The organism is Lachnospiraceae bacterium oral taxon 096, assembly GCA_018141845.1.
Classification (GTDB): Bacteria; Bacillota; Clostridia; order Lachnospirales; family Lachnospiraceae; genus F0428.
In genome coordinates this window covers 2,023,435-2,048,047 of record CP073340.1, presented here as the reverse complement: position 1 = coordinate 2,048,047, position 24,613 = coordinate 2,023,435, and the positions used below count along the sequence as shown (strand labels likewise).

The 24,613-nt window shown below is 38.6% G+C and carries 25 protein-coding genes and 1 tRNA gene; 20 read left to right on the top strand and 6 right to left on the bottom strand.

The genetic code is table 11. The features are described from left to right. The 3 genes from J5A74_09880 to J5A74_09870 are packed head-to-tail and all read left to right on the top strand — an operon-like array spanning position 1 to position 3,013. Complete coding sequence (locus J5A74_09880; GenBank protein ID QUI95664.1) at positions 1 to 1,302, top strand: extracellular solute-binding protein; 1,302 nt, start codon at positions 1 to 3, stop codon at positions 1,300 to 1,302. After that, a complete protein-coding gene (locus J5A74_09875; protein QUI95663.1) occupies positions 1,299 to 2,174 on the top strand; it encodes a sugar ABC transporter permease in 876 nt (291 codons plus the stop codon). Before J5A74_09880 ends, J5A74_09875 begins: the two co-directional genes overlap by 4 nt. Continuing rightward, positions 2,174 to 3,013 (top strand): carbohydrate ABC transporter permease, encoded by an 840-nt coding sequence (locus tag J5A74_09870; protein ID QUI96886.1) that lies wholly within the window; start codon positions 2,174 to 2,176, stop codon positions 3,011 to 3,013. The genes J5A74_09875 and J5A74_09870 overlap by 1 nt, the downstream gene beginning before the upstream one ends. Before the next feature lie 91 nt (positions 3,014 to 3,104). Here J5A74_09870 and J5A74_09865 read toward each other — a convergent pair whose 3' ends face one another. Continuing rightward, positions 3,105 to 3,305 carry a helix-turn-helix transcriptional regulator gene (locus tag J5A74_09865; GenBank protein QUI95662.1) on the bottom strand — a complete coding sequence of 67 codons (201 nt, stop codon included), beginning with the start codon at positions 3,303 to 3,305 and terminating at the stop codon, positions 3,105 to 3,107. 105 nt (positions 3,306 to 3,410) lie between these two features. Between J5A74_09865 and J5A74_09860 the strand changes: the two genes are divergently transcribed. The 5 genes from J5A74_09860 (at position 3,411) to J5A74_09840 (ending at position 7,077) form a co-directional block, all read left to right on the top strand. After that, positions 3,411 to 4,466, top strand: a complete 1,056-nt coding sequence (locus J5A74_09860) for a hypothetical protein (protein QUI95661.1) — start codon at positions 3,411 to 3,413, stop codon at positions 4,464 to 4,466. A 20-nt stretch (positions 4,467 to 4,486) separates the two neighbouring features. After that, positions 4,487 to 5,317: a hypothetical protein gene (locus J5A74_09855; GenBank protein QUI95660.1), complete on the top strand. Its 831-nt coding sequence runs from the start codon at positions 4,487 to 4,489 to the stop codon at positions 5,315 to 5,317. 155 nt (positions 5,318 to 5,472) lie between these two features. Beyond that, a complete protein-coding gene (locus J5A74_09850; GenBank protein ID QUI95659.1) occupies positions 5,473 to 5,862 on the top strand; it encodes a hypothetical protein in 390 nt (129 codons plus the stop codon). Positions 5,863 to 5,873: 11 nt separating this feature from the next. Beyond that, entirely contained in the window at positions 5,874 to 6,359 is a 486-nt protein-coding gene (locus tag J5A74_09845) for a hypothetical protein (protein QUI95658.1), read from the top strand. Next, entirely contained in the window at positions 6,343 to 7,077 is a 735-nt protein-coding gene (locus J5A74_09840) for a hypothetical protein (protein QUI95657.1), read from the top strand. The genes J5A74_09845 and J5A74_09840 overlap by 17 nt, the downstream gene beginning before the upstream one ends. 30 nt (positions 7,078 to 7,107) lie before the next feature. Here the strand turns inward: J5A74_09840 and upp are convergent, their stop codons facing one another. Next, the gene (upp, locus tag J5A74_09835; protein ID QUI95656.1) at positions 7,108 to 7,737 is read right to left on the bottom strand and encodes a uracil phosphoribosyltransferase; all 630 of its coding nucleotides are present in this window, start codon (positions 7,735 to 7,737) and stop codon (positions 7,108 to 7,110) included. 37 nt (positions 7,738 to 7,774) lie between these two features. Then, positions 7,775 to 8,584 (bottom strand): hypothetical protein, encoded by an 810-nt coding sequence (locus J5A74_09830; protein ID QUI95655.1) that lies wholly within the window; start codon positions 8,582 to 8,584, stop codon positions 7,775 to 7,777. 146 nt (positions 8,585 to 8,730) lie between these two features. Here J5A74_09830 and J5A74_09825 point away from each other — a divergent pair. Continuing rightward, a tRNA-Leu gene (locus tag J5A74_09825) sits at positions 8,731 to 8,813 on the top strand. Here J5A74_09825 and J5A74_09820 read toward each other — a convergent pair. Both J5A74_09820 and J5A74_09815 read right to left on the bottom strand, forming a co-directional pair. Then, positions 8,773 to 9,003 (bottom strand): hypothetical protein, encoded by a 231-nt coding sequence (locus J5A74_09820; GenBank protein QUI95654.1) that lies wholly within the window; start codon positions 9,001 to 9,003, stop codon positions 8,773 to 8,775. The genes J5A74_09825 and J5A74_09820 overlap by 41 nt on opposite strands. A gap of 36 nt (positions 9,004 to 9,039) precedes the next feature. Continuing rightward, entirely contained in the window at positions 9,040 to 9,918 is an 879-nt protein-coding gene (locus J5A74_09815; GenBank protein ID QUI95653.1) for an Abi family protein, read from the bottom strand. Between the two features lie 568 nt (positions 9,919 to 10,486). Here J5A74_09815 and J5A74_09810 point away from each other — a divergent pair. Together J5A74_09810 and J5A74_09805 are read left to right on the top strand one after the other, a co-directional pair. Continuing rightward, a complete protein-coding gene (locus J5A74_09810; protein QUI95652.1) occupies positions 10,487 to 10,651 on the top strand; it encodes a hypothetical protein in 165 nt (54 codons plus the stop codon). 14 nt (positions 10,652 to 10,665) lie between these two features. Next, positions 10,666 to 10,854, top strand: a complete 189-nt coding sequence (locus J5A74_09805) for a hypothetical protein (GenBank protein ID QUI95651.1) — start codon at positions 10,666 to 10,668, stop codon at positions 10,852 to 10,854. A 91-nt stretch (positions 10,855 to 10,945) separates the two neighbouring features. Here the strand turns inward: J5A74_09805 and J5A74_09800 are convergent, their stop codons facing one another. Next, positions 10,946 to 12,382, bottom strand: a complete 1,437-nt coding sequence (locus J5A74_09800) for a L,D-transpeptidase family protein (GenBank protein ID QUI95650.1) — start codon at positions 12,380 to 12,382, stop codon at positions 10,946 to 10,948. Between the two features lie 141 nt (positions 12,383 to 12,523). Between J5A74_09800 and J5A74_09795 the strand changes: the two genes are divergently transcribed. From J5A74_09795 to pflB, 9 genes are all read left to right on the top strand, one after another. Beyond that, positions 12,524 to 14,461, top strand: coding sequence for a fructose-1,6-bisphosphatase (locus tag J5A74_09795; GenBank protein ID QUI95649.1), 1,938 nt, complete (start codon positions 12,524 to 12,526; stop codon positions 14,459 to 14,461). Continuing rightward, positions 14,461 to 14,790 carry a zf-HC2 domain-containing protein gene (locus J5A74_09790; protein QUI95648.1) on the top strand — a complete coding sequence of 110 codons (330 nt, stop codon included), beginning with the start codon at positions 14,461 to 14,463 and terminating at the stop codon, positions 14,788 to 14,790. The genes J5A74_09795 and J5A74_09790 overlap by 1 nt, the downstream gene beginning before the upstream one ends. 10 nt (positions 14,791 to 14,800) lie before the next feature. Continuing rightward, positions 14,801 to 17,467, top strand: a complete 2,667-nt coding sequence (gene polA / locus J5A74_09785; GenBank protein QUI95647.1) for a DNA polymerase I — start codon at positions 14,801 to 14,803, stop codon at positions 17,465 to 17,467. Beyond that, positions 17,467 to 18,048, top strand: a complete 582-nt coding sequence (gene coaE / locus J5A74_09780) for a dephospho-CoA kinase (protein QUI95646.1) — start codon at positions 17,467 to 17,469, stop codon at positions 18,046 to 18,048. Before polA ends, coaE begins: the two co-directional genes overlap by 1 nt. Further along, on the top strand, positions 18,045 to 18,836 hold the full coding sequence (locus J5A74_09775) for an MBL fold metallo-hydrolase (GenBank protein ID QUI95645.1): 792 nt from the start codon (positions 18,045 to 18,047) through the stop codon (positions 18,834 to 18,836). Before coaE ends, J5A74_09775 begins: the two co-directional genes overlap by 4 nt. 27 nt (positions 18,837 to 18,863) lie before the next feature. After that, entirely contained in the window at positions 18,864 to 19,136 is a 273-nt protein-coding gene (locus tag J5A74_09770) for an ACT domain-containing protein (GenBank protein QUI95644.1), read from the top strand. A gap of 33 nt (positions 19,137 to 19,169) precedes the next feature. Continuing rightward, positions 19,170 to 20,534 (top strand): PFL family protein, encoded by a 1,365-nt coding sequence (locus tag J5A74_09765; GenBank protein ID QUI95643.1) that lies wholly within the window; start codon positions 19,170 to 19,172, stop codon positions 20,532 to 20,534. Between the two features lie 9 nt (positions 20,535 to 20,543). Next, a complete protein-coding gene (locus J5A74_09760; protein ID QUI95642.1) occupies positions 20,544 to 22,097 on the top strand; it encodes an N-acetylmuramoyl-L-alanine amidase family protein in 1,554 nt (517 codons plus the stop codon). 243 nt (positions 22,098 to 22,340) lie between these two features. Further along, positions 22,341 to 24,590 carry a formate C-acetyltransferase gene (pflB, locus tag J5A74_09755; protein QUI95641.1) on the top strand — a complete coding sequence of 750 codons (2,250 nt, stop codon included), beginning with the start codon at positions 22,341 to 22,343 and terminating at the stop codon, positions 24,588 to 24,590. The last annotated feature ends 23 nt before the right edge of the window (positions 24,591 to 24,613 follow it).

Genomic DNA, 24,613 nt, shown 5'->3' with positions numbered 1-24,613 from the left:
ATGAAAAAAGGTAAACTGATGAAGGGAATGGCTGTGGTCATAGGCATTGTTTCGGCAGTAAGTCTTGCTGGATGTAAACAACAAAGTGCCTCAAGTGGTGGCAAAGTAGAAGTTGAAATGGTTTCCTACAAGCCAGAAGCAGTGGATACTTTTGAAAAGATTGAAAAGCACTTTAATGAAACTCATGACAATATTCATTTGACCATTAATTCGCCAAATGAAGCCATGACCATATTAAAGACAAGGTTTATTAGAGAAGATTATCCAGACATTATTGCGATTGGTGGAGATATCAATTATTCCAATTTCCTTGATGCTGATTTGTTTATGGATATTTCTGACCTTGATGTATTAAAAAATGTAAAGAAATCTTACTTGGATATTGACAAGCAATTGGAGTTTATTCCTCAAGAGGGAAGATATGCGTTGCCTTATGTGGCCAATGCGGCTGGAATTTTGTATAACAAAGATATGTTTGATCAACATGGTTGGAAAATTCCAAATACTTGGGATGAATTTATTGCCCTGTGCGACACCATCAAGGCGAGTGGAGCTCAGCCATTATATTTGGGATATAAGGATACTTGGACTTGCCTTGCACCTTGGAATGCTCTTGCAGTTGGTTTAACGGCCCCAGATATCTGCAATCAAGTCAATATGGGAAAGACGACCTTTGCCAAGGCCTATAGAGAGGTTGCAGAGAAGGAAAGAAAGTTGCTTGATTACGCAGAGCCAAATCCATATGCCTACTCCTATAATGATGCTTGTACTGCCTTTGCCAGAGGCGAAGCTGCAATGTTTCCAATTGGCAGTTATGCCATCTCGCAGATTAAGTCCGTCAATCCAGATATGAATATTGATTCCTTTACCTTTCCAGCAAATCAGTCTGCAAAGGACAATGTCCTCAATTCAGGTATTGATTTGCAGATGTGTGTGATGAAAAAGGCGAAGAACAAGGATGCAGTGTATGAGGTACTTCGTTTTTTGTATGATGATGATACCATCAAGATGTACCTTGATGGACAGAGCGGAGTCGCTTGTAAAGAAGGAAATTTTTCCATTCCTAAGGAATTAGAGGGAATGAAGTCTTATATTGAAGGCGATAAGATGGCGGATTTCCAGGATCATCACTATCCAAGTGAAATGAGTGTGGATGCCATGATTCAGACCTATCTCTTGGATAAGAGCGACAATGCGACCGATACCTTCTTAAATCGCTTTGATAAGGATTGGAAGCATTACAACAGAGACTTGATTCGCAAGGTACAAGAATACGAAAAGAAAAAGGAGAACGCTCAATGAAAAGAAAAATGACAAAGCGTGATAAAACTTTTTGGGCAATTATCATACCTGTAATGGTTTTGTTTTTCCTATTTAACACATTGCCTATGATTAAAGGATTCATCTATAGTTTTACAAATTATAAGGGATATGGCGATTATAATTATGTAGGACTTCGAAATTATGCAGATCTCTTTACAGATGGCAGAGTGGGAAAAAGTTATTTGTTCACATTTAAATATGCGATTGTAGGAACCATCTTAGTTAATGTGCTCAGCCTGATTATGGCACTTGGATTAAATGCAAAAATTCGCTTTAAGAGTGCACTGAGGGGAATTTATTTTGTGCCAAATATTTTAGGTGGCTTAGTTATTGGTTATATCTTTAGCTTTATTTTTACCTATATTCTTCCAGCAGTTGGAAATATATTCCATATTGGATTTTTACAGAATAGTATTTTAGCCAGTGCAAAGTACGCTTGGATTGGAGTATTGATTGTTGGTGTATGGCAGGCTGTTGCGATGAACACGATTATCTATATTTCAGGTCTGCAGACAGTTCCACAGGATGTATACGAGGCAAGTATGCTGGATGGAGCAAGTAAGTGGGTAGAATTTTGGAAGGTGACCTTCCCTTTGGTTATGCCATTTGTAACCATCAATATGGTACTCAGTACAAAGAATCTTTTGATGGTATTTGATCAGATTATGTCTTTGACCAAGGGCGGTCCTGCACAGAGTACAGAGTCGATTTCGTTTTTGATCTATCGAAATGGAATGGACGGAGGCCAATTTGGCTTCCAAAGTGCAAATGCTGTAATTTTCTTCTTAGTCATTGTGGCACTTTCTATATTCCAAATGACATTTATGAATAAGAAGGAGGAACAATTATGATGAAGGTAAAACAAAGGAGCAATTGGGTACTTACAATTGTACTTATATTGGGAACATTGACCGTATTTTTCCCATTGTATATGGCATTTATTATTGCCTTTAAACAGCCAAGTGAAATGACCAATGATGTGGCAGGAGCATTATCTTTTCCGGCAAAGTGGAGTTTAGACAACTTTAAGCAGGCAATGGAAGTTACTGATTTTTGGCATTCATTGGGAAACAGCCTTTTGATCACCATTGTAACCATTATACTTGCTATTTTGATCCATTCACTTGCAGGATATGTTATTGGAAGAGGAATGGCACATAAAAAGAGCTTCCGTGCAATTTATTTGTATATTGTCAGTGGTATGTTTGTACCATTTTCCATTTTGATGATGCCTTTAGTAAAGCAGACAGCACAGATGGGACTGGGCAACCGTGCAGGTGTTATCCTATTATATTTGGTATTCTATATGCCAATGAATGTATTGCTCTACACTGGCTATATTAAAAATCTTCCTATTGCTTTGGAAGAGGCCGCAGAGATTGATGGTGCAAGCACTTGGACAACTTTTTGGAAGATTATCTTCCCAATGATGATGCCAATGCACGCAACCGTTGCCATTCTTACGGCACTTGGCACTTGGAATGATGTAATGACACCACTTGTGATTATGTCAGGAACCGGTCAAAACACATTGCCACTTGCACAGTTAAACTTCCAAACACAGTTTGGTACAAACTATAATCTTGCATTTGCATCTTATATTTTGGCATTAGTTCCAATCTTGATTTTATATGTAGTTTGCCAAAAGCAGATTTTAAATGGTGTTGCCAATGGAGCTGTGAAGGGATAAATAGCAGTACAGAGTAGTCATTACAAAACACAAAAAATTACAAAAATTATAGCAAAAGAACCGTGAAAGAATTTGATTCTTTACGGTTCTTTTATTTGTCAACTATAATTTCTGCTACATCTTCGATTTTACAATCAAGAATAGTACATAGCTTTTCGAGTGTAAGGATAGTTACATTTTTATTATGTTGTAAATTAAATAGAATTTTTCTGTCGAGACCTTCCTTTAGTAATCTGTATGTCGAGAATTCTTTTTCTTTCATCGTCTTCCAAAGTGGTGAATAATTGAACATTGTTTCTCCTCCTATAAAAAGATTACAAAAGGAAAATCTACTTGAATATTCTGAATATATTCAGTATACTGAAAGTAGCATATAAACATAGAGGAGATAGGAACTATGGCGGATACAACAATTACAATTTTAGGAATGTCTGGTGCTGGAAAGACCTGTTATTTATTGAGCCTTTACTATATGATGGGTGCTGGAAAAGCAGGTTATACAATTACGACAGATGAAGATACAGATGTACAACTTAGAGATTATTATGCTAGGTTTGATGACCCAACATTACCTAGAGAGAGGAGATTTCCAGCAGGAACGGATACATCAAAGTCATATACATTTAATTTAGATTATGGATTTAGAAAAATTATGGATTTTGATTGGATTGATTATCCTGGAGGTTTGTTAAATAGAAAAAATAGTGGAAATATTGAAGAATATGAGAAGGTAAAGAAATCAATTCAAGGTTCAAGCAGTTTGATTATTTGTGTGGATGGAACTTTGTTTAGTAAAGAGAAGAGCAAGGATGGGGAAGTAGAGATAGACAAAATAGTACAAAATATAAAGAGTGAATGTAGCAATGTGATTAATACCTTTTTTAGTGATTATGCAAATAATAATAAAGCTATACCGCTGACAGAGATTGTTATTACAAAATATGATCTGTGCATGGGATTTATGAACAAGGATATGATATATGAAATTATAAAGAAGGCATTTACACCTTTTTTTGTAAAAAATGATGTGGAAAAGGTTGTAACAATTATTCCAGTTTGTATAGATAAGAATTCTATAGGGGAGATGAAAATAGAACCTATAAATATAGAACTTCCAATCTTTATGTCGATATATGTTGCTCTAATTAAGAAGATCCGTAATATAATTTTAGAGATTAGGAAGAATGAACAAGAACTTTCAAAATTGGATTCGAAACTGCTCAAAGAGAAAAATAGAATTTTTAAAAGAAAAGGGGAGATGGCTCAGTTATCAGGACAGAAAAAGTCTTTGGTTGATAAGATAAATGCCAAGAATACAGAAAAAGAATCTATGCAGATGTATTTGCAGAATATGTTAGAAGTGTTGAAGAGGATTAAAAACATTTACATTGATGGAGAGAAAAGAGATATTTCTAAATGGCTTGAGTATCAGCAGAAAAATATTTCTGTATAGATGAGGAGGAGTACAGCAAAATGAAAGTAGCACCGATTATACATTCTAGAACACTTAATTGTGATTTTAATGCAGAATTTTTGGTACGACCAGAGAGATTTAACAGTGATAATATTAAGTGGGCTAGAGAAAATATTTTAAAGGCGACAGAGGATATAGATTCTTTACAAGGGTTTCGTTGGCTTATTGTAGATAATGGTAAGTATAGACTAGCAGGTGTAGTAGGATTTTTAGAGGACATATGTTGTGAGGCAAAAGGAGAAAAGGGAAAATTTGAGAAGTTCTTTTTAGATAATAGAGGAAGAAGAACATTTGCATTTGTAGGAGTTGTTATTGACAAGGAGGATAATAATGAGTATGGAGACATAGATATTTCGACTTTGTGGGAAGTCTATGTAAAGGAAGTGGAGAATATTTGGGAAAAAAAGCATCAAGGGAGTGAATCTAGTAAATTTAAAGAAATACAGGTTAATAGTGATAGTGTTGCCAAGTCAGATATTGAAAAATATTTAGAAGCAAATTCTAAGTTAGATAAAGAAGAGTTTGCTCGATTAATGTGTGATGGGAAACGAGAAAATTTTTCATTTTGTAGTAATATTACAAGTTGGAAATTAGTAGAAGAAGGAGCATTTGATTATGTGACAACGAAATCTAACAATATTGAAAGAATCACAAAGGAAAAGAAAGGAGGAGAAAAAAGAGAAGAAAGTATAGATGTTTGTAGTAACGATGACAGAGAGAGTACAGACGAAAGAAAAAAAAAAGTAAAAAAGCAGAATATCATTTTGGTAGTGATTTCAGTGATTTTTTGTCTGGTATTGGTCTTGATGCTGAAAATGGATACTTATTAATTATTGCAGAAACTGCAGAAGGAAGACGAAAGTGTAAATGTCATTTTTGTCGTAGTGAAGATGGAGTAACTATTGAAATAATACCCTGTACCAGTAAAAAAGGAGAAATTAGAAATTTAATAAAAAAAACAATAAAAAGAAAGGGGATAGGGTAAATGACCATTGAGAATGAAGATTGTTTTAGCAATTTTGAAGATATACCGGTAAGTAAGAAAGATAAGTCAATACAGGTACTCTATGATTATGAAAAGCATTATATGGACTTAGTGAGAAAGTATAGTTCAGAAATAGAGTTTGTGTCAAAACAGTTAATGGAATTTAGAAAAGAGCAGAAAGAATTTTATGATATTGTGTTGCCAAAGATTATTGCTAAGCTAAATGGTGAAAAGGCTATTGATGATGATACAAGAAAAGTTTGGATGAAGCGATTTGTGGATAATATGGACAAGAGCTTTTCACTCAGTGAAACATTGATTAATGATTATGTTGTAAAGACAATTGATGAGTTTAAAAATGAGGTAAAAGAAAAGCTAGATAAGTCGTAGGGGATAAGAGAATGAACAGTAGTTTTCCGTATTTAGAGTTTATGAATATTGCCAAGGAGTGTAGAAGTGTTTTGATTAATGACATTTTGAGTGATAATGCTTCGGAGTTGTATGATGCACTATATGATGGGATAAACAGGAAGGTATTATTTGAAACAAAACTACAGCTACAAGAATTGATGTGGTTGGAACTACATTGGAAAAATATTGAGGATAAGATCAATAGCTATTCGTTTTCAGAGAGAGAAAGGAAGAGATGTCTATCAATGTTTATTCAATGGTATGGGGCATTCCTTAAAAAATGGGGTTATGAAGAGTTTGAAATAAATTTCGTTGAAGAAAGAACAAAGATATTGAGAGATATTATAGATGTGAGTAATAATTGGGAAGAAAAAAAGAAGAGAATGAGTGTTTTCTTTAAAAAAGGGAAGAAGGAACGTGAGAAAAAAATAGAAGAAATTAGGGAGGGACGATATAAAGATGGGAAAAAAATCTGATTTTTTAGGTATGCTTGATAAAATTGATGATATTATTTATGAGCCAATTCATTTGATGTGTGATGCACTAAGGCAACCATTGAAGCAATGTGATGATAATAGGGACAAGAAGAATAAAGAGCACGAATTGGAGCTTCAAAAGGATATGGAAAGATTCCAAATGGAGATGGAGCTTGAGCGAAAGGACAGAGAACAGAAGCTGTCTGCTGAAGAACAGAGAATGCAAATAGAAATTGATAAAATGCTTAAAGATAGTGATCTTCAGTATAAAGAGAAATTGGCTCAAATTGAAAAGAATTTTCGTATTGAGATGTCTGAATCAGCAGGGAAATTGGCAAGATTCATGGCAAGTACACAAGCAGAAGTTAGAAAGCAAGTTGAGGATTTGTATATAGAGAAGACTAAGGAGTATCTTGCTATACAAAATGAGCATAAAAAACAGCTCTATGAAGATGTAAAAGCTATAAAAGATATATTTCCTGGAGGAGAAGGAGATGATATCATAAAAGATGAAATTAAGACTCAGATGAATGATATCGTGCAACAGACTAGAGAGTTTCAACAAATGTTAAATAGAGATACAGAAAATTTATTGAAAATGATTGACGAGCAGATGAGAGAGATTACAGGAATTGCTACCAAGTATTTTCAGCCAGCAGCTCCAAACCAGCCAGCACTGACACAAACGATTATAAATCAGATAGAGGATAAGGAATAATAAATGGAAGAGGGGGAGCCTCCCCCTCTTTTACTTTGTGCCAAAAATGCGATCTCCAGCATCTCCAAGTCCTGGGCAGATATAGGCATCGGCATTGAGTTGTCTGTCAAGATGACCAATATAGATTTGGATATCAGGATGTGCCTTTTCTAGGGCTTTTAGTCCTTCAGGGGCAGCGATGATACACATAAATTTAATCTTTTTTCCACCGTGGGCCTTGATTTGGCTGATGGCATCGATTGCGGATCCACCTGTAGCTAGCATCGGGTCAGTGACAACAATGATGCGTTCATCAATGGGACGAGGTAGCTTGCAGTAGTATTCGTGCGGGATGTGAGTTACTTCATCTCGATAGAGTCCAATATGTCCTACTTTTGCTGTTGGGACGAGGGAGAGAATGCCATCGACCATACCAAGACCAGCACGAAGAATGGGAACAATAGCAAGCTTTCGCCCCGTAATATGTGGACTCATACAAGTTTCAATAGGAGTTTCCACTGGGCGATCTTCGGTTGGAAGGTCATTGAGTGCCTCATACCCCATTAGCATAGCAATTTCGCCCACAAGGGCACGGAACTCATTCGTTCCTGTCGTTTTGTCTCTTAGGCGGGAGATTTTGTGCTGAACTAAGGGATGAGTATTGATGAATGTCTTTTGCATAAATTTTCCTCTCTTCCTAATATTTACAGAATATCGACTACTTTGTCTTTGGTGAATAGATGACAGTAACATAATCTCCCAAATCGTGGTCTACAGGAACTGTAAAGTAGATATCTCCGCCATTTTGATAGCTAAATGAACTTGGGAAAGTCTTTCCATCGCTTGATTTTACTGGGAAGTCCGCATTTTTTAGCATATTTGTGTAATCTTCTACCGATTTTGACTTTCGCTTCTCAAGGAATTTGTTGGTGACATCAGCACTTGCATCAGAAAGCTGAATGTCGTCGGACAATAGGTATTTTGCCATAGTTTCAGCATCAGCAAAATCCTTTAACCCGAGGTCTTGACCATTTTTTAAGTCGATGGTATTGGTGTAAAAAATAGCCTGTGTGGAGCCATCGGCCTTAGTCAATGTGCCTTTGTAAATAATACTGAGGCGAGAGTTGTCGGAGTTATTGATGGATGATTGAATATCCAATTTATCCTTTGTTGGATCTACACCAAGGGCAGAGACAATGGAAGTTGCATTTTTCTCAATGAGGGCATTGATTTTTTCTTGCATTGCAGTATCCTGCATTTCAGCAAGCTTTGGATAGGCAATGCTGACATTTTTATTGTCACTTTGGTAGGTGGAAGATTGTGTCTTGAATGCTGGGTCAACAACAGCACTTGGGTTTTGTGCTGGGGCGGTTGGGGCAGCAGTGGTTTTAATTTCTTTTTCTGTACTTGACTCAGCTGTTGTGTAGGTGCTGGAGAGATCGGTTGTCGATTTCTTTTTGCATCCGACAGCTAAGATAGCGGTAGCAGATAGAAGAGAAAAGCCCATAATTTTTAATGATTTTTTCATAAGATAAATCCTTTCTTTACTGTATTTGTTCTGTATATAGTATATTGCAAATGGCAAAAAAAGTCTTTAGAGATTAATGAACTTTTTTTTGAAAAAATACTTGCAATTAAAACAATACTGTGATAAAATGCACTTGTTGTTGAAGAGCCGATGTGGCGGAATGGCAGACGCGACAGACTCAAAATCTGTTATCTGTATGGATGTATGGGTTCAAGTCCCATCATCGGCACTCTATGGACCACCCGAAAGGGTGGTTTTTGTTCGTTGCGTTGCATTTTTTCAAAATATGACTTGATTCTTTTGTTGAATTCCTGTGCTTGATCACTCATAGTATGCTGATATACAGCTTTTAAAGTCTTATCCGTAGACCAGCCACCACGCTCCATGATGTAGCGATCTGGCACACCTAATGCGTGCATAATCGAAGCTGAGTAGATCATTATTATAAATACCAGTCACAAAAGACTTTTATAATTAACTGGAAATCCTATAATGGATAAATCAACAATCTCTATGTGTTTTTCAATTAATTGAGATAATTTATCTTTTAGTTCGCTTCTCAGATTATCTGATGGTAATCTTTGTATTAAGACCTTAATGTATGCGAATAGAGAATCATTTTTGACACTTGGATTGTCCCTTAAGAATTTCTGTGATAGCTTAACAGGTGGATTATAATGTATGTTAATTAGTCTAGCAGCATGAGCACACTTATTTCGAAGTATCGACATGCAATGTAGATGATTTGATAGCGTTTTATGTCCAATTCCAAGGGGGCGAGCTATATTTTCTTTAGAGCTAATATACATTGCATTATATAACATAGATACACTAGAAAAAGACATGAACTCAAACATCACCCATAGCGGCATTTTATTTTCATAAGTTTGTTTATGATGTTTAACAATTAAACTGTCGGCGTAGTATTGTTCTTCTTTTTCGAATCGTTCTATAATTTTTTTAAATCCATTTTTGTCATAATAGTTATCTTCACTATAGTGCTGGTTATGTGGTGAGAGTGTGCACTTTTCTAATGTGAATATGTTAGATATATGAGATTTATAATACACCTCATTTATTTCAATATAGTGTCGGAGTAGCGATCTAAGTTCAGCGTCAAACACATATAATTTTTGTATTTCAGATAATTTATGACCTAATACTATATCACTATTTGATGGGCTTTCCCTAAATTGTAATATATAGCCTGTAATACGGTAATAACTGACTTGTTGTAAAAAATTTCTTGCTTCATTCATATCATCTATGATGATGTTATGTGATTTTAATTTTTCTAATTGTTGCTCTATTGTAAGTGGACATTTTAATTCCATTTTAATTTTCCCCCAAAAATAAAAAGGTCAAGACAATTAAAAAGCTAATTGGCTCGACCTGGTCCCCAATGCATTGACTGGGCAACTCTGTTGATATAACTATAAACAATAAAAATCAAAAAGTCAATAGCTAAATACATATATATGTGTATAATATTTGTCAAGAAGACATGGAAAAGTGGTATAAAAAAATAGATGAGCTCACTAAGTTAGTTAGAAAGCTCATCGGGTTGACACTAGAGATCGGAACTCTCGTGTCCATAATTATGATGATACTACACAGTATCAAATAATGACATAGGGGCGAAAGCACCGCCCCTTATGGAGTACTATATCACTTTTCCGTGCTTGTGAAAAGCACTATGAAGACATTATTATGGAAATCTCTAAAATTGGCCTTTTATACTTTCAGATTAGTAATCATTATAATTGGCTTGTTTTGGCTGTTTCTAAGATAATTACAAGACACTGTCCTATCGGTATGACGGGGGGAGGATGGGAATATATAGAAATACAAATTTTTATATTGGCACAATAGCGAAAATTGAGAGGTCTTTCACAGGAGGAGATGGCTAAAAAAGTTAATGTCTCAACAAGAACTATCTGGAGTTACGAGAATGACATCAACAATCTACGAAATGCGTCATATAATACGATAAGTTTGATTGCAAATGCCCTTGAAATCAGAACAGGGCAAATTTTTTTAGGCGATAATTTCGGAAAAATAGAATAAAGAAAGGAGGAAGAATGAAAAAATTACAAATTTTTAGTAATAACGAGTTTGGAGAAATTAGAACTCTAGTTTTAAACAATGAGCCTTGGTTTGTGGGAAAAGATGTGGCAGGGATTTTAAAGTACGAGCGACCTACAAAAGCCGTAGCTGATCTCAACATTTTTTATTATAAAAAACTCCAAGTTCCCAGTTCGTCACAATGAAATAGTTTAAAAATATCCTGACAAGCCACAGAGCTAAAATGCCTGTGTTTGTCAGGATATTTCTATTTTGTCCTGTAGGGAGTAAAATTACCTACTTTGCATTGGCTGCTGTAGCCTGCTGCTGTGCAATCATCACTGGATCAGTTGGATCGTAGTGCTGTGACAGTGGGATAGGCTTGTCAATTGCAGGTTTCTCAATTGGTCCCTTGTTCCATTGATCTTCAAAGATAATCACTGGAGTGCTAAGTGGAGTATTTGAGTAAACCCAAGCGGCATCGCCAGCCTTTAAGCGGATACAACCAGCAGATGATGCGTCATCCATGTAGTTGTATGTATTTGGATCAAGCTTATTTGAGTTTGGTGCATCGTAATAGATGAGAGAGTGGATAATAAATCCATCCTTAAATCGATTTAAGTACTGGCAATAGATGTTGTCGTGCATAATTTTCCATCTATACTTTGCATAAGTCTTAAATGAACCAACAGGAGTATCTGTACTTGAAGTACCCATAAAGGTCTTAAATGGGATAATATATCCATTCTTGCCATCCTTGGCGTAGATGGTCATTGTGCGAGTACTCTTGTTGTACTTGATCTGATAATCACCAGTTAATCCCATAATTGGCTCCAAATCTCTAGCTACTGTGCCATCCTCATTGAAGTAGAACTTTAAGCCGTCGATATACTGCCAACCAGTGACACGCTGACCCTCGTGGAAGTAGTACTGATCATTGTTGTAGAATGCCCAACCTGTGTAAGGTGCACCACTGGCTGTTGAATATGCAACTTTTCCATCAGCACCAATGTAAGTTCCTTCGTAGTTGTTGGCCTCCATCAGGACGCTAGTTGCCTGAGGGAAGGTTTCTGTGTTGTGCCAAAGAGCAATCTTAATGGCAACGATATACTTGTCAGTGCCAATTGTACCTGTAGTCTGTCCATTCTTTGCCCAATCAAGAGAAGTACCATCATTTAAGACAACCTTGTAATAGACATCATCCATAGTTCCGGTGTAACCTTTGACACGAATTTGGAGGGCCTGTATTTTGTCGCTGTTGTCGCCATTTGGTGTGCCTTCCTTAGAATTTTGCCATGGGAACCAGCCATGCTTTTTGGTGTATGCTCTGTAGTAGAATCTAGCAATACCCTGATGCTCAAAGTAGATGGAAGAAAAACCATGTGGGCTATAGAGATAGGTATTTAAGTTAGACTCTGTACCTGTAATCTTGTTCTGGGCAGCATCTCTTAACTCATAGTGTAACATTGGTGTTACACCAAGAATTGGATCTGGAGGTGTGTTTCCCTCTCCAAGGGCATCAAGTCCAGCAGATTTTACAACTGCACCTAAATCGAGGTTTGCAGGTGAATTGACATTAGTTACCGTTTTTGGGGCACCATTGCCCGCATCAACCGTAGTTGCAGTTACCGCACCAAATGATTCATCAGCAAAAGAAAACATTGGTGTTGTAAATGTCATAGCCATGGTCATGACCGCAGTCATAATCGCAACGGCTTTTTTTGTGTGACGCATAATTTATCCTCCTATATAATCTATTGGTAAAATCGCAACTAAGTATAGCACACTGTAGGGAATAAAGCAAGGTAGGGACAACTTGACAGAAAATATGTTATAATAAAAATAACGCATGTTGTGGGCAAATTGGAGGTGCCAATGAGAGAATTAGATTATCTAAAGGTGATGTCAAGGGAGTATCCAACAAGGAAAGATGCAATCAGTGAGATGATTAATTTGCGTGCAATTATGGGATTGCCAAAGGGAACGGAGTATTTTTTTTCAGATTTACATGGAGAGCATTTGGCTTTTGCACATTTGTTGCGGAGCTCTTCAGGAATGACAAGACAAAAAATACGAGAGACATTTGGGCATCTGATTTATGAATGGGAGGAAAAAGAACTGGCCAATCTCATCTACTATCCAGAGAGAAATTTGGAGAAAAAGGAAGTAGAGGGCAAGAAGACAAAAGAATGGGAGAGTTTGATTATCTATCGCCTGATTAAGATTTTGCGAGCGGTCTCTTCAAAGTATACAAGGTCAAAAGTGAGAAAACGTATGCCAGCGGAATTTGCTTATATTATGGATGAGCTTTTGAATGTGGATAACACCGACGAGAATAAGGCTGTCTATTACAATGAGCTTGTGCAGACGATTATTGATCTTGGGATTGCAGATGAGTTGATTGTGGCTCTTTGCAATGTCATTCAAAAGATGACCATTGACCATTTGCATATTATTGGGGATGTGTTTGACCGAGGACCAAGAGCAGATATGATTATGGAAGAACTTATTCACTTTGGAGAGCTGGATATTCAATGGGGCAATCATGATGTGGAATGGATGGGAGCAGCATCTGGAAATTCTGCCCTTGTGTGCAGTGCATTGAGAAGTGCCTTTGGCTACAATAATTTTGATGTGCTTGAAGATGGGTATGGCATCAATTTGAGACCAATTTCGATGTTTGCAGCGAGAGTTTATAAGGATGATCCATGTGAGCGATTCTATCCAAAGATTTTAGATGAGAATATCTATGATGCAGTTGATCCTGTGCAGGCGGCAAAGATGCACAAGGCGATTGCCATTATTATGTTTAAACTTGATGGAAATATGATTAAGGCACATCCGGAATACCATATGGAAGAGAGACTGGTGCTAGAAAAAATTGACTATAAACGAGGGGTTATTTGCCTAAATGGTAAGGAATATCCCCTTCGTGATAGCTATTTCCCGACCGTTGATCCTAAAAATCCCTATCAATTGACAACAGAGGAAGAGGAACTCGTTGAGGTGTTGACACATTCCTTTGAACACAGTGCTGTGCTTAAAAAACATATGCAATTTTTATATGCTAAGGGAAGTATGTATTTGTGTTATAATAATAACTTACTGTTTCACGCCTGTCTACCTACAGATGCCGATGGCAATTTTTCTAAAATGGAAGTGGAAGGAACAGAGTATGCGGGAAGGGAATTGATGGAAGCATTGGAGAGAGTGATTCGAGATGCTTACTTTTTGCCAACACATCATCGGCGAAAGAAAAATTGTGTGGATATGATGTGGTATCTCTGGTGTGGCCCGAAATCCCCACTCTTTGGCAAAGATGCGATGAAGACTTTTGAAAATTATTTTGTAGAGGATGAAAAGGCAAGAGTTGAACTTCCAAATGCCTACTATAAACTCTGTGAAAAAGAGGAATTTTGTGATAAAGTATTCAAGGAATTTAGGATGGATACAAAGCAAAGTCACATTATCAATGGGCATATGCCAGTGAAGTTAAAGGACGGAGAAAAGCCAATTCGTGCCAACGGAAAAATGTTTGTTATTGATGGGGGATTGTCAAAGGCCTATCAAAAGAAAACAGGAATTGCAGGATATACGCTAATTTTTACATCGAGAAGATTGATGCTTGCAGAGCACAGCCCATTTCATTTGGAAAAGGAAAAAGCAGCCCATGTGCATATTGTAGAGACAGTGGAAAAGCGCATCACGGTTGGGCAGACTGACATTGGCAAAGAATTGCAAGTTCGCATTGATGATTTGAAGGAACTTGCAGATGCCTACCAAAAAGGGCACTTAAAGGAGAGAATTCAATAATGGATTGTAGACAGGAATGGCATGAGATTCAGCCATTTATTCGAGGCCAGCTCAATGGAGAACAGACAAAGGAATTTTTGGAACATTTAGATCAATGCCCAAGTTGTAGGGAGGAATTAGAGATTTATTATACCATTGAGGTTGGATTGGAACAGCTAGACAGCACCGATCATAATTTTAATATTGTTGGAGAGTTAAATCGTTATATCAGTGAGGCCAGGCGAAGTATCGAAATGGCTAGACTTTTGGATATTGGAAAATATACAATAGAGACATTGGTTTTTCTTTGTGTGATGGTGATGTTGCTCTTACAATTTCGAATATGGTAAGGAGAAGAGAATGAAGAAACTAGTTCTGATTGATGGACATAGTATTTTAAATAGGGCATTTTATGGTGTTCCTTCATTGACAAATTCAGTTGGATTGCACACAAATGCTGTCTTTGGATTTTTAAATATTATGTTTAAAATTTTAGATGAGGAAAAGGCAGACTATTTGGCTGTGGCATTTGATGTGAATGCGAAGACATTTCGCCACCAAAAGTTTGAGGACTACAAGGGCACGAGAAAGGGAATGCCAGAGGAATTGAAGGAGCAAGTTCCTTTAATAAAAGAAGTGCTAAAGTCAATGAATGTTCCGATTTTTGAAAAAGAGGGCTTTGAGGCCGATGATATTATTGGAACATTGGCAAAGCGTTATCAATCAGAGGAGATTGAGGTGAGCATTCTTTCAGGTGATCGAGATCTTTTGCAACTTGTCGACGAGCATATTAAACTGCGTATTCCAAAGACATCAAAGGGAAAGACGACGGTCACAGATTACTATCCAAGGGATGTTTTTGAGGAATACCAAGTTACGCCAAAGGAGTTTATTGATGTCAAGGCCTTGATGGGCGATGCTTCCGACAATATTCCTGGAGTGCCAAGTATTGGTGAAAAGACGGCAATAAAGATTATTCATGAATATAAAAGTATTGAAAATGCCTATGATCATGTGAGTGAATTGAAGCCGCCAAGGGCATCAAAGATGCTAGAAGAGTACTATGAACAGGCAAAACTTTCAAAGTGGTTGGCAACGATTTGTCTTGATGTAGATCTTTCCTCAGATCTAGAGGCAATGAAAATAGGAAATTTGTACACGCCAGAGAGCTTTCAATATATGAAAAGGCTGGAGTTTAAGTCCTTGCAAAAGCGATATGAGACGGGGGCATTTCGTATGGAAGCAAGTAAGGAGATCAAATTTAGCTGTGTCGATACAATGGAAGCTGCAAAGGCAGTGATGCAAAAAGTTTTGCAAAGTCAAGATATCGGGGTGGGTGTGTGCCTGGCGAAACAAAGCAATCCATTTGATGAGCATCTGGTTGATGGACTTGGAGCAGTTAGCCTTAGCATCAATCAAGAAGAAGTATTTGTCTTGATTTCTGGAGGAGAAATTGATTCTTCGTGGATTGAGGAGCAAGTGAAGGAGCTATTTTGCTTAAAGAATATTTTTATCTTTGATGTCAAGCCACTTCTTAAGGTGATGGGCACACAGAGAAGAAAAAATGTTTTTGATCTTTCGATTGCGGCCTATTTAATAAATCCACTAAAGGATAGTTATCAGGCCGAGGATGTCGCAAGGGATTTGCTGAATCAGATTATTCCGTCAAGGCAAGATTTACTTGAAAAGAAGGATGTCTGGGAAGAATTGAAAGAGAGAAATTCATCTGCCATTGAATATCTAGGATGGATGGCAAATATTGCCTATATGTCTAGGAAAACACTGTTGGAAGAAATAAAAACTGGCGGAATGGAAAGCCTCTATTTTGAGATAGAGATGCCACTAGTCTATGTTTTGGCAGAAATGGAGATTGCAGGCATTGGTGTCGATCGAGAGCGACTGCGGGCGTATGGCGAGAAGTTATCTGCATTGATAGAAAATGTGGAGAGAGAGATTTATGCAGAAACAGGTGAAGAATTTAATATTAACTCGCCAAAACAACTGGGAGAGATTTTATTTGAAAAGATGGAAATTCCAGGGGGAAAAAAGACAAAGACGGGCTATTCTACGGCTGCAGATGTGCTTGAGAAGTTGGCACCAGACTATTCTGTAATTAAAAAGATTTTGTCCTATCGGCAATTAACGAAGCTCTATTCCACCTATGTCAAGGGATTGATTGGCTATATTGAAGATGATGGACGGATTCATGGTATTTTTCACCAGACAGTGACAGCTACAGGAAGATTGTCGAGTGCAGAGCCAAATCTTCAAAATATTCCTGTGCGAACAGAGATGGGCAGTCGACTTCGAGATATCTTTGTGCCGGCGAAGGGCTGTGTATTTGTCGATGCCGATTATTCACAGATTGAATTGAGAATATTGGCGTCAATGTCAGGGGATGAAAAATTGATTGAATCTTATCGCCAGTCCATGGACATTCACGCAGCTACAGCAGCGAATGTCTTTCATGTTCCGCTCAATGAAGTGACAAAGCAACAAAGAAGAAATGCCAAGGCTGTCAATTTTGGTGTTGTCTATGGCATTTCTGCCTTTGGGCTTTCTGAGGATTTAACCATTTCTAGGAAGGAAGCACAAGAATATATCAACAATTATTTTGCCTCTTTCCCAAAGGTAAAGAGCTTTTTGGATGAGAATGTTAAGCTGGCCAGAAAGCAGGGATTTGTCAAGACAATGTTTGGCAGAATTCGCCCAATTCCAGAGATTCGAAGTTCAAATTTTATGCAAAGATCTTTTGGAGATCGTGTGGCAATGAATTCTCCAATTCAGGGAACGGCAGCAGATATTATGAAGATCGCCATGATTGCTGTCGATGAGGGGCTAAAGAAAAGCGGATTGGAGGCAAGAATTGTATTACAGGTGCATGATGAATTATTGGTGGAAGTCAAGGAAGGTGATGCACAAGAGGTGCAGAGTATTGTCGAAGAATGCATGAAAAATGCAGCAAAATTGGCAGTTACATTGGAAGTTTCTGCCCATATCGGAAAAACTTGGTTGGAGGCAAAGTAATGGTTCTTGGGATATTTGGTGGAGTGGGTGCAGGAAAAAGCACGGTGCTTGACATTTTGAGGGAAAAATATTTTGCTTATATTATTGAGGCGGACAAGGTGGCCCATCAGTTGTATCAAAGGAAAGAGGCAGGATATTTGGTTATTATTGACATTTTAGGAGATAGTGTTTGTAGAGAAGATGGTGAGCTTGATAGAGAAAAGATGGCCAATATTTTATATCATCATCCTCAATTACTGGATAGAGTCAATCAGGTGATTCATCCCCTTGTGTGGAAGAAAATTGAGGAAGATATTGCTAGAGAAAGAAAAGCGTATGATTTGATTGTTGTCGAGGCGGCACTTTTTCCAAAAAAGAAGTTGTTTGATGTGGCGTGGTATGTCGACACGCCACAAAATCTTCGCTGTATGCGTCTAAAAGAAAGCAGAGGGTATACACAGGAGAGAATAGAGAGTATGATAAAAAGGCAGCCATCAAAAGAGGAATATATGAAATTTTGTGATCAAGTTCTCTACAATGATGGCAGTAAAAAGGATTTGGAAGAGCAAATCCATCTGCGGTTAATGGAGGCAAAAAGTTGAGAGTAGTGACACTGGCCAGTGGAAGCAGTGGAAATGCCATCTACATCGGATCTGACCACACGCACATTCTTGTCGATGTAGGAATTAGCAATAAAAAGATTGAAGAGCGATTGAATGAAATTGGTGTAGACATGAGAGATTTGAGTGGAATTTGTGTTACCCACGAACATTTAGATCATATTCGAGGGCTTTCTGTACTTGCAAAAAAGCATCAAATTCCAATATACTCTACAGAAGGAACGATTCAGGTCATCAAGGCGATGGGAAAGATGAGAGAGGACACAGAATGGATCAATGTAAAGAAAGATCAGGCATTTATGTTGGGGGATTTATGTATTCGTCCCTTTTCTATTGCTCATGATGCTGTAGATCCTGTGGCCTATCGAGTTAGTTGTCAAGATAAACATGTGGCGGTGGCAACAGATTTGGGGTATTTTGATGAGTATATAGTAAAGAATTTACAGGGTTTGGATGTGGCCATCATTGAGTCCAATCATGATGTGCGTATGTTAGAATGTGGGAGATATCCATATTCGATAAAGCGTCGCATTTTGGGGAACAGAGGACATTTGTCCAATGAAAATGGAGGAAAGTTAATTAATCAAATTTTACATAGTGGCATGAAACATATTTTCCTTGGTCATTTGTCTAAGGAAAATAATCTCCCAGAAATTGCATTTGCAACCGTGCAAGAGGAAATTAATGTAGGAGAAGGACCCTATCGAGGAAGTGACTTTCCAATTGAAGTGGCAAAACGCGATGCGATTTCCAGTGTTGTTGAGTTTTGATAGATTATTTAAAGTGAGGGAAGAATAATGGAAAAAGTAATTATTAGTGTAGTGGGCAAGGACAGTGTAGGTATTATTGCAAATGTATGTACCTATCTTGCACAGACAGGAATTAATGTATTGAATATCACACAGACCATTGTAGATGGATACTTCAATATGATGATGATTGTCAACGCAGCGGAGTCAACAAAGGATTTTCAGACGATTGCAGATGATACAGCAAAGCTTGGAAAAGAGCTTGGTGTGCAGATTCTGGCACAGAGGTCTGAGATTTTTGATATGATGCATCGCGTATAATAGGCAGAACTGAGTATAGGGAGAATAGATACAATGTTAAACATGAATGAAGTATTTGAGACAAACAAGATGATTTCTGACAACCTCTTGGATGTCCGCACAATTACCATGGGAATCAGTTTGCTCGATTGTATCGATGCAGATTTGGACCGCCTGAATGAAAAGATTTATCACAAGATTACTTCATATGCAAAGAATTTAGTCAGTGTCGGTGAGGCAATTAGTAAGGAGTTTGGAATTCCCATTGTCAATAAGAGAATCTCTGTCACACCTATTGCATTGATTGGTGGCAGTGCCTGCAAAAATCCAGAAGACTTTGTAGCAATCGCAAAGACTCTTGACAAGGCAGCCAAGGAGGTTGGTGTTAACTTTCTCGGTGGCTATTCTGCCATTGTCTGCAAGGGAATGACAACGGCAGACAAGATGCTGATTGAATCGATTCCTCAGGCACTTGCATCGACAGATATTGTGTGTAGCTCTGTCAATTTGGGTTCAACAAAGACAGGACTAAATATGGATGCTGTTCGATTGATGGGTAGTATTATCAAGAAGACAGCAGAGGCCACCAAGGACAATGATTCTCTTGGCTGTGCAAAATTAGTTGTCTTTTGTAATGCACCAGATGACAATCCATTTATGGCAGGTGCATTCCATGGTGTGACAGAGGCGGACTCCATTATCAATGTCGGTGTCAGTGGCCCAGGTGTGGTCAAGGCCGCCATTGAGGAAGCAAGAGGTAAGAACTTTGGTGTTCTTTGCAATACAATTAAAAGGACGGCATTTAAGATTACAAGAGTGGGACAGCTGGTTGCCCAAGAGGCAAGTAAACGCCTTGGCGTGCCATTTGGTATTATTGATCTTTCGCTTGCACCAACACCAGCTATTGGTGATTCGGTTGCAGAAATCCTAGAAGAGATTGGACTTGAAAGGGTGGGAGCACCAGGAACCACCGCAGCACTTGCCATGCTCAATGACCAAGTAAAGAAGGGTGGCGTTATGGCTTCGTCCTATGTCGGTGGTCTTTCAGGAGCATTTATTCCAGTCAGTGAAGATCAGGGAATGATTGATGCCGTCAATTTGGGTTCTTTGACCATTGAAAAGTTAGAGGCCATGACTTGTGTTTGCTCCGTGGGATTAGATATGATTGCCATTCCAGGGGATACACCGGATACTACGATTGCAGGAATTATTGCCGATGAGGCTGCAATTGGAATGGTCAATCAAAAGACAACGGCTGTACGTGTGATTCCAGTGATTGGAAAAGGCGTGGGAGAAACTGTTGAATTTGGAGGATTGTTGGGTTATGCACCAATTATGCAGGTCAATACATTTTCCTGTGCAAATTTTGTCGACAGAGGGGGAAGAATCCCTGCACCAATCCATTCATTTAAGAACTAGGAAGGCAATATGCAAATTTTAAAGAAGATCTTATCAATTGCGGCAATGATTTCGATGGTCTGTGTGCTCAATGTCCATGCAGATCCAGAGATTACACTGCCACAGAGTACAAATCAAAATGATGTCATCAATCAATCAGCAGCACTCTATAATGATGAGATGGACATCAATGAACAGGATTATTATCCCATTTTGGACAAGGGCGTCAGTGATATTAATTTTGAGGCCAGCCTAAGCATTGCCCAGCAAAGTGCCAACATTAGTGGTACAGGATATTCTACTTATGTGGATGCTATTTGGCAGGCTAAGGGGCAGTACTTTAATGTGTCACCGATTGCACTCTGGGAGAGTGACAATACAGATGTGGTCATTGCCCAACAGGGAAGACTGATTGGTGTTGGAAAGGGAACGGCTATGGTCACAGTAAAGTTTCGTGGCAAAGAAGCCAGCATTCAAGTGACCGTGGATAATCTCGTAGCCAGCTCTGCCAGTCGAGTATCTGGATCCTATACCAGTGCACAAAAGCCAATTATGGACAAAGCAAAGGCAATGGTCAATCTCACTTGGAGACCGACAAAAAACTTGATGGGATGGAGAGGAACGAAGGTGTTTCAGGCGGGCGTGACCTACCGAGGAATTCCCTATTCACAGACACCTCATCAAGAAGACAATTTAAGTTTTCCAGGAACTTTGAGTAAGGCGGATTTTTACACTACATTTAGCAATGGTGGAAAGACAATGCCAATGTATGGAAATGACTGTTCGGGCTTTGTCAGCTATGCTTGGGGAATTCCAAGAAACAATACTTCAGGTTTTGTTGCGGGAATTCGGAGTGGAAGATATGCAAAGGTGGGAAGTTACAATGCCAATGCTCCATCTGCAGCAGACTTAAAGGCATCTTATCGAAGGATGCATTCGGGTGATGCCATGGTAAAGGTCGGACATGTCATTTTGGTTGAAAGTGTTCAAGGGACAAATGTGGTTTGCTATGAGCAGACACCAGCACAGGCCATTGTCTCTACCCATAGTTTTGACGAACTTGCAAGCCATGGATATATGCCGTTTTCAAGAGGTAGTGGTGGTGGAAATTACGCAAGTAGTGGTTCAGGATCAGGTGGTGGTTGGGTAAAATCCGGAAATACCTGGTACTATACAAGTGGTGGAAGAAATGCCACAGGTTGGAGACAGATCGGTGGTGTGTGGTATTACTTTGGTAGTAATGGTGCAATGGCCACAGGTTGGAGACAGATTGGTGGCGTGTGGTATTACTTTAAGAGCAGTGGTGCCATGGCAGCAAATCAATGGATTGGGTCAAGAAATCCTTATTACTATGTTCACTCCAATGGTGCAATGGCATCCAGTCAGTGGGTGGGAATGAAGAGCGGATATTATTACTTCCATCACAATGGAAGAATGGCCTATGATGCATGGATTAAGGGAAGAGATGGTTATTGGTACTATGTCACAGGCAGTGGAAAGATGGCAGCGAATACCTCAATCTATATGAAAAAATATAGAAAGACCTATCGCTTTGATGCGGCAGGAAGATGCTTAAATCCATAAAATATAAAGATAGCACGACTTCGTCAATAATGGCGTTGTCGTGCTATTTTTATTGCACTTTTTAAGGAATATAGTTGAGTAATTTATCTCTATATACTAATAAATCAGTAAGGATGTACTAAATCAAAAACATAGAAGAAAAGGCTTGCAAGCATTGTATACATTTGTTATTATGTAACCGTAGAAAGAAGTTAGGGAAACTTAACATAAACATACATAATGGCGAGAGCCGAAGGAGAGATTATGGCAAATCAAGGATGGGAAGGATTTAAGGGAAAAAAGTGGAGAGATGATGTAGATGTGCGCGATTTCGTACAGGAAAACTACACACCTTATGATGGTGATGAGGCGTTTTTAGCTGGACCAACAGAGGCAACAGATAAGCTTTGGGGCGAGTTACAGAAGTTACAGAAAGAGGAGAGAGCTAGAGGCGGTGTGCTAGAGTGTGAGACAGAAGTCGTATCTGGCATCAAGGCCTATGGCCCAGGATACATCAAGGAAGATTTAAAGGACTTGGAAAAGGTTGTTGGTCTTCAGACAGACAAGCCATTGAAGAGAGCATTTATGCCATATGGTGGTATTAAGATGGCAGTACAGGCAGCAGAAAAGTATGGCTATAAGACCAATGAGAAGTTCACAAAGATCTTTACTGAATATCACAAGACTCATAATCAGGCTGTGTTTGATGTATATACACCAGAGATGTTGGCTGCAAGACACAATAAGATCATTACAGGTCTTCCAGACACTTATGGCCGTGGTCGTATTGTAGGTGATTACAGAAGAGTGGCACTCTATGGTATTGACTTTTTGATTGAGAAGAAGAAGGAAGATTGGACAAATTGTGGCGATGGAACAATGTTTGATGAGGTTATCCGTCTTCGTGAGGAATTGGCTGATCAGATTAAGGCACTCAATGATATGAAGGAAATGGCAAAGGTTTATGGCTATGACATTTCTAAGCCAGCAACGAATGCAAAGGAAGCTGTACAGTGGTTATACTTTGGATATCTTGCAGCAATTAAGACACAAAACGGTGCTGCGATGAGTGTTGGTCGTGTGTCTACCTTCCTTGACATCTATATTCAGAGAGATTTGGAGAATGGAACATTGACAGAGAGCGAGGCACAGGAGTTGATTGACCACCTCGTTATGAAGTTTAGAATGGTGAAGTTTGCAAGAATTCCTTCTTACAATGAGCTCTTCTCTGGCGACCCAGTTTGGGCAACATTGGAAGTTGCTGGTATGGGCATGGACGGAAGATCAATGGTAACAAAGAATGATTTCAGATTCTTGCACACATTGGAGAACATGGGACCTTCACCTGAGCCAAACCTTACTGTACTCTATTCAAGTAGATTGCCAGAGACATTTAAAAAGTATGCGGCAGTGATTTCAGTTCGCACAAGCTCTGTTCAGTACGAAAATGATGATGTCATGCGTCCAGTATGGGGCGATGACTATTCCATCTGCTGCTGTGTATCTGCTACACAGACAGGAAAGGAGATGCAGTTCTTTGGTGCAAGAGCAAACCTTGCAAAGTGTCTTCTTTACGCCATCAATGGTGGAAAGGATATGAAGACAAAGCAACAAGTTGCTCCAGAGTATGTGCCAATTACATCAGAGTATCTTGATTATGATGAAGTAATGAAGAAGTATGATGTCATGATGGATTGGTTGGCTGGATTGTATGTCAACACATTAAATGCAATTCAGTATATGCATGACAAATATTACTATGAGGCTGCTGAGATGGCTCTGATTGATACAGATGTGCGCAGAACATTTGCTACAGGTATTGCAGGATTTTCTCATGTAGTTGATTCCTTGTCAGCTATTAAGTATGCAAAGGTAAAGACAATTCGTGATGAGTCCGGAATGGTGCTTGACTTTGAGACAGAGGGTGACTTCCCAAGATACGGAAATGATGATGACAGAGCAGATGACATTGCAGTATGGCTTTTAAAGACATTCCTTGAGAAGGTAAAGAAGAGACATACTTACAGAAATTCAGAGGCAACGACATCTATCCTTACGATTACTTCCAATGTTGTATATGGTAAGGCAACAGGAAGTATGCCAGATGGAAGAAAGGCTGGAGAGCCACTTTCACCAGGTGCAAACCCAAGTTATGGTGCAGAAAAGAGCGGATTGTTGGCTTCACTAAATTCTGTAGCAAAGTTGCCATATGAGTATGCATTGGACGGAATTTCAAATACACAGACCATTAACCCAGGTGCTCTTGGACATAGCGAGGATGAGCAAAAGGAAAAGCTTGTGCAGGTAATGGATGGCTACTTCGATCAGGGTGCACATCATCTCAATGTCAATGTATTTGGTGTTGAGAAGTTGAAGGACGCAATGGAGCATCCAGAGAAGGAAGAGTATGCAAACTTTACAATCCGTGTTTCTGGATATGCTGTGAAGTTCATTGACTTGACAAGAGAACAGCAGTTAGATGTTATTTCAAGAACTTGCCACGCTAGAATGTAATAAAAAATGAAACAGATTGCCCG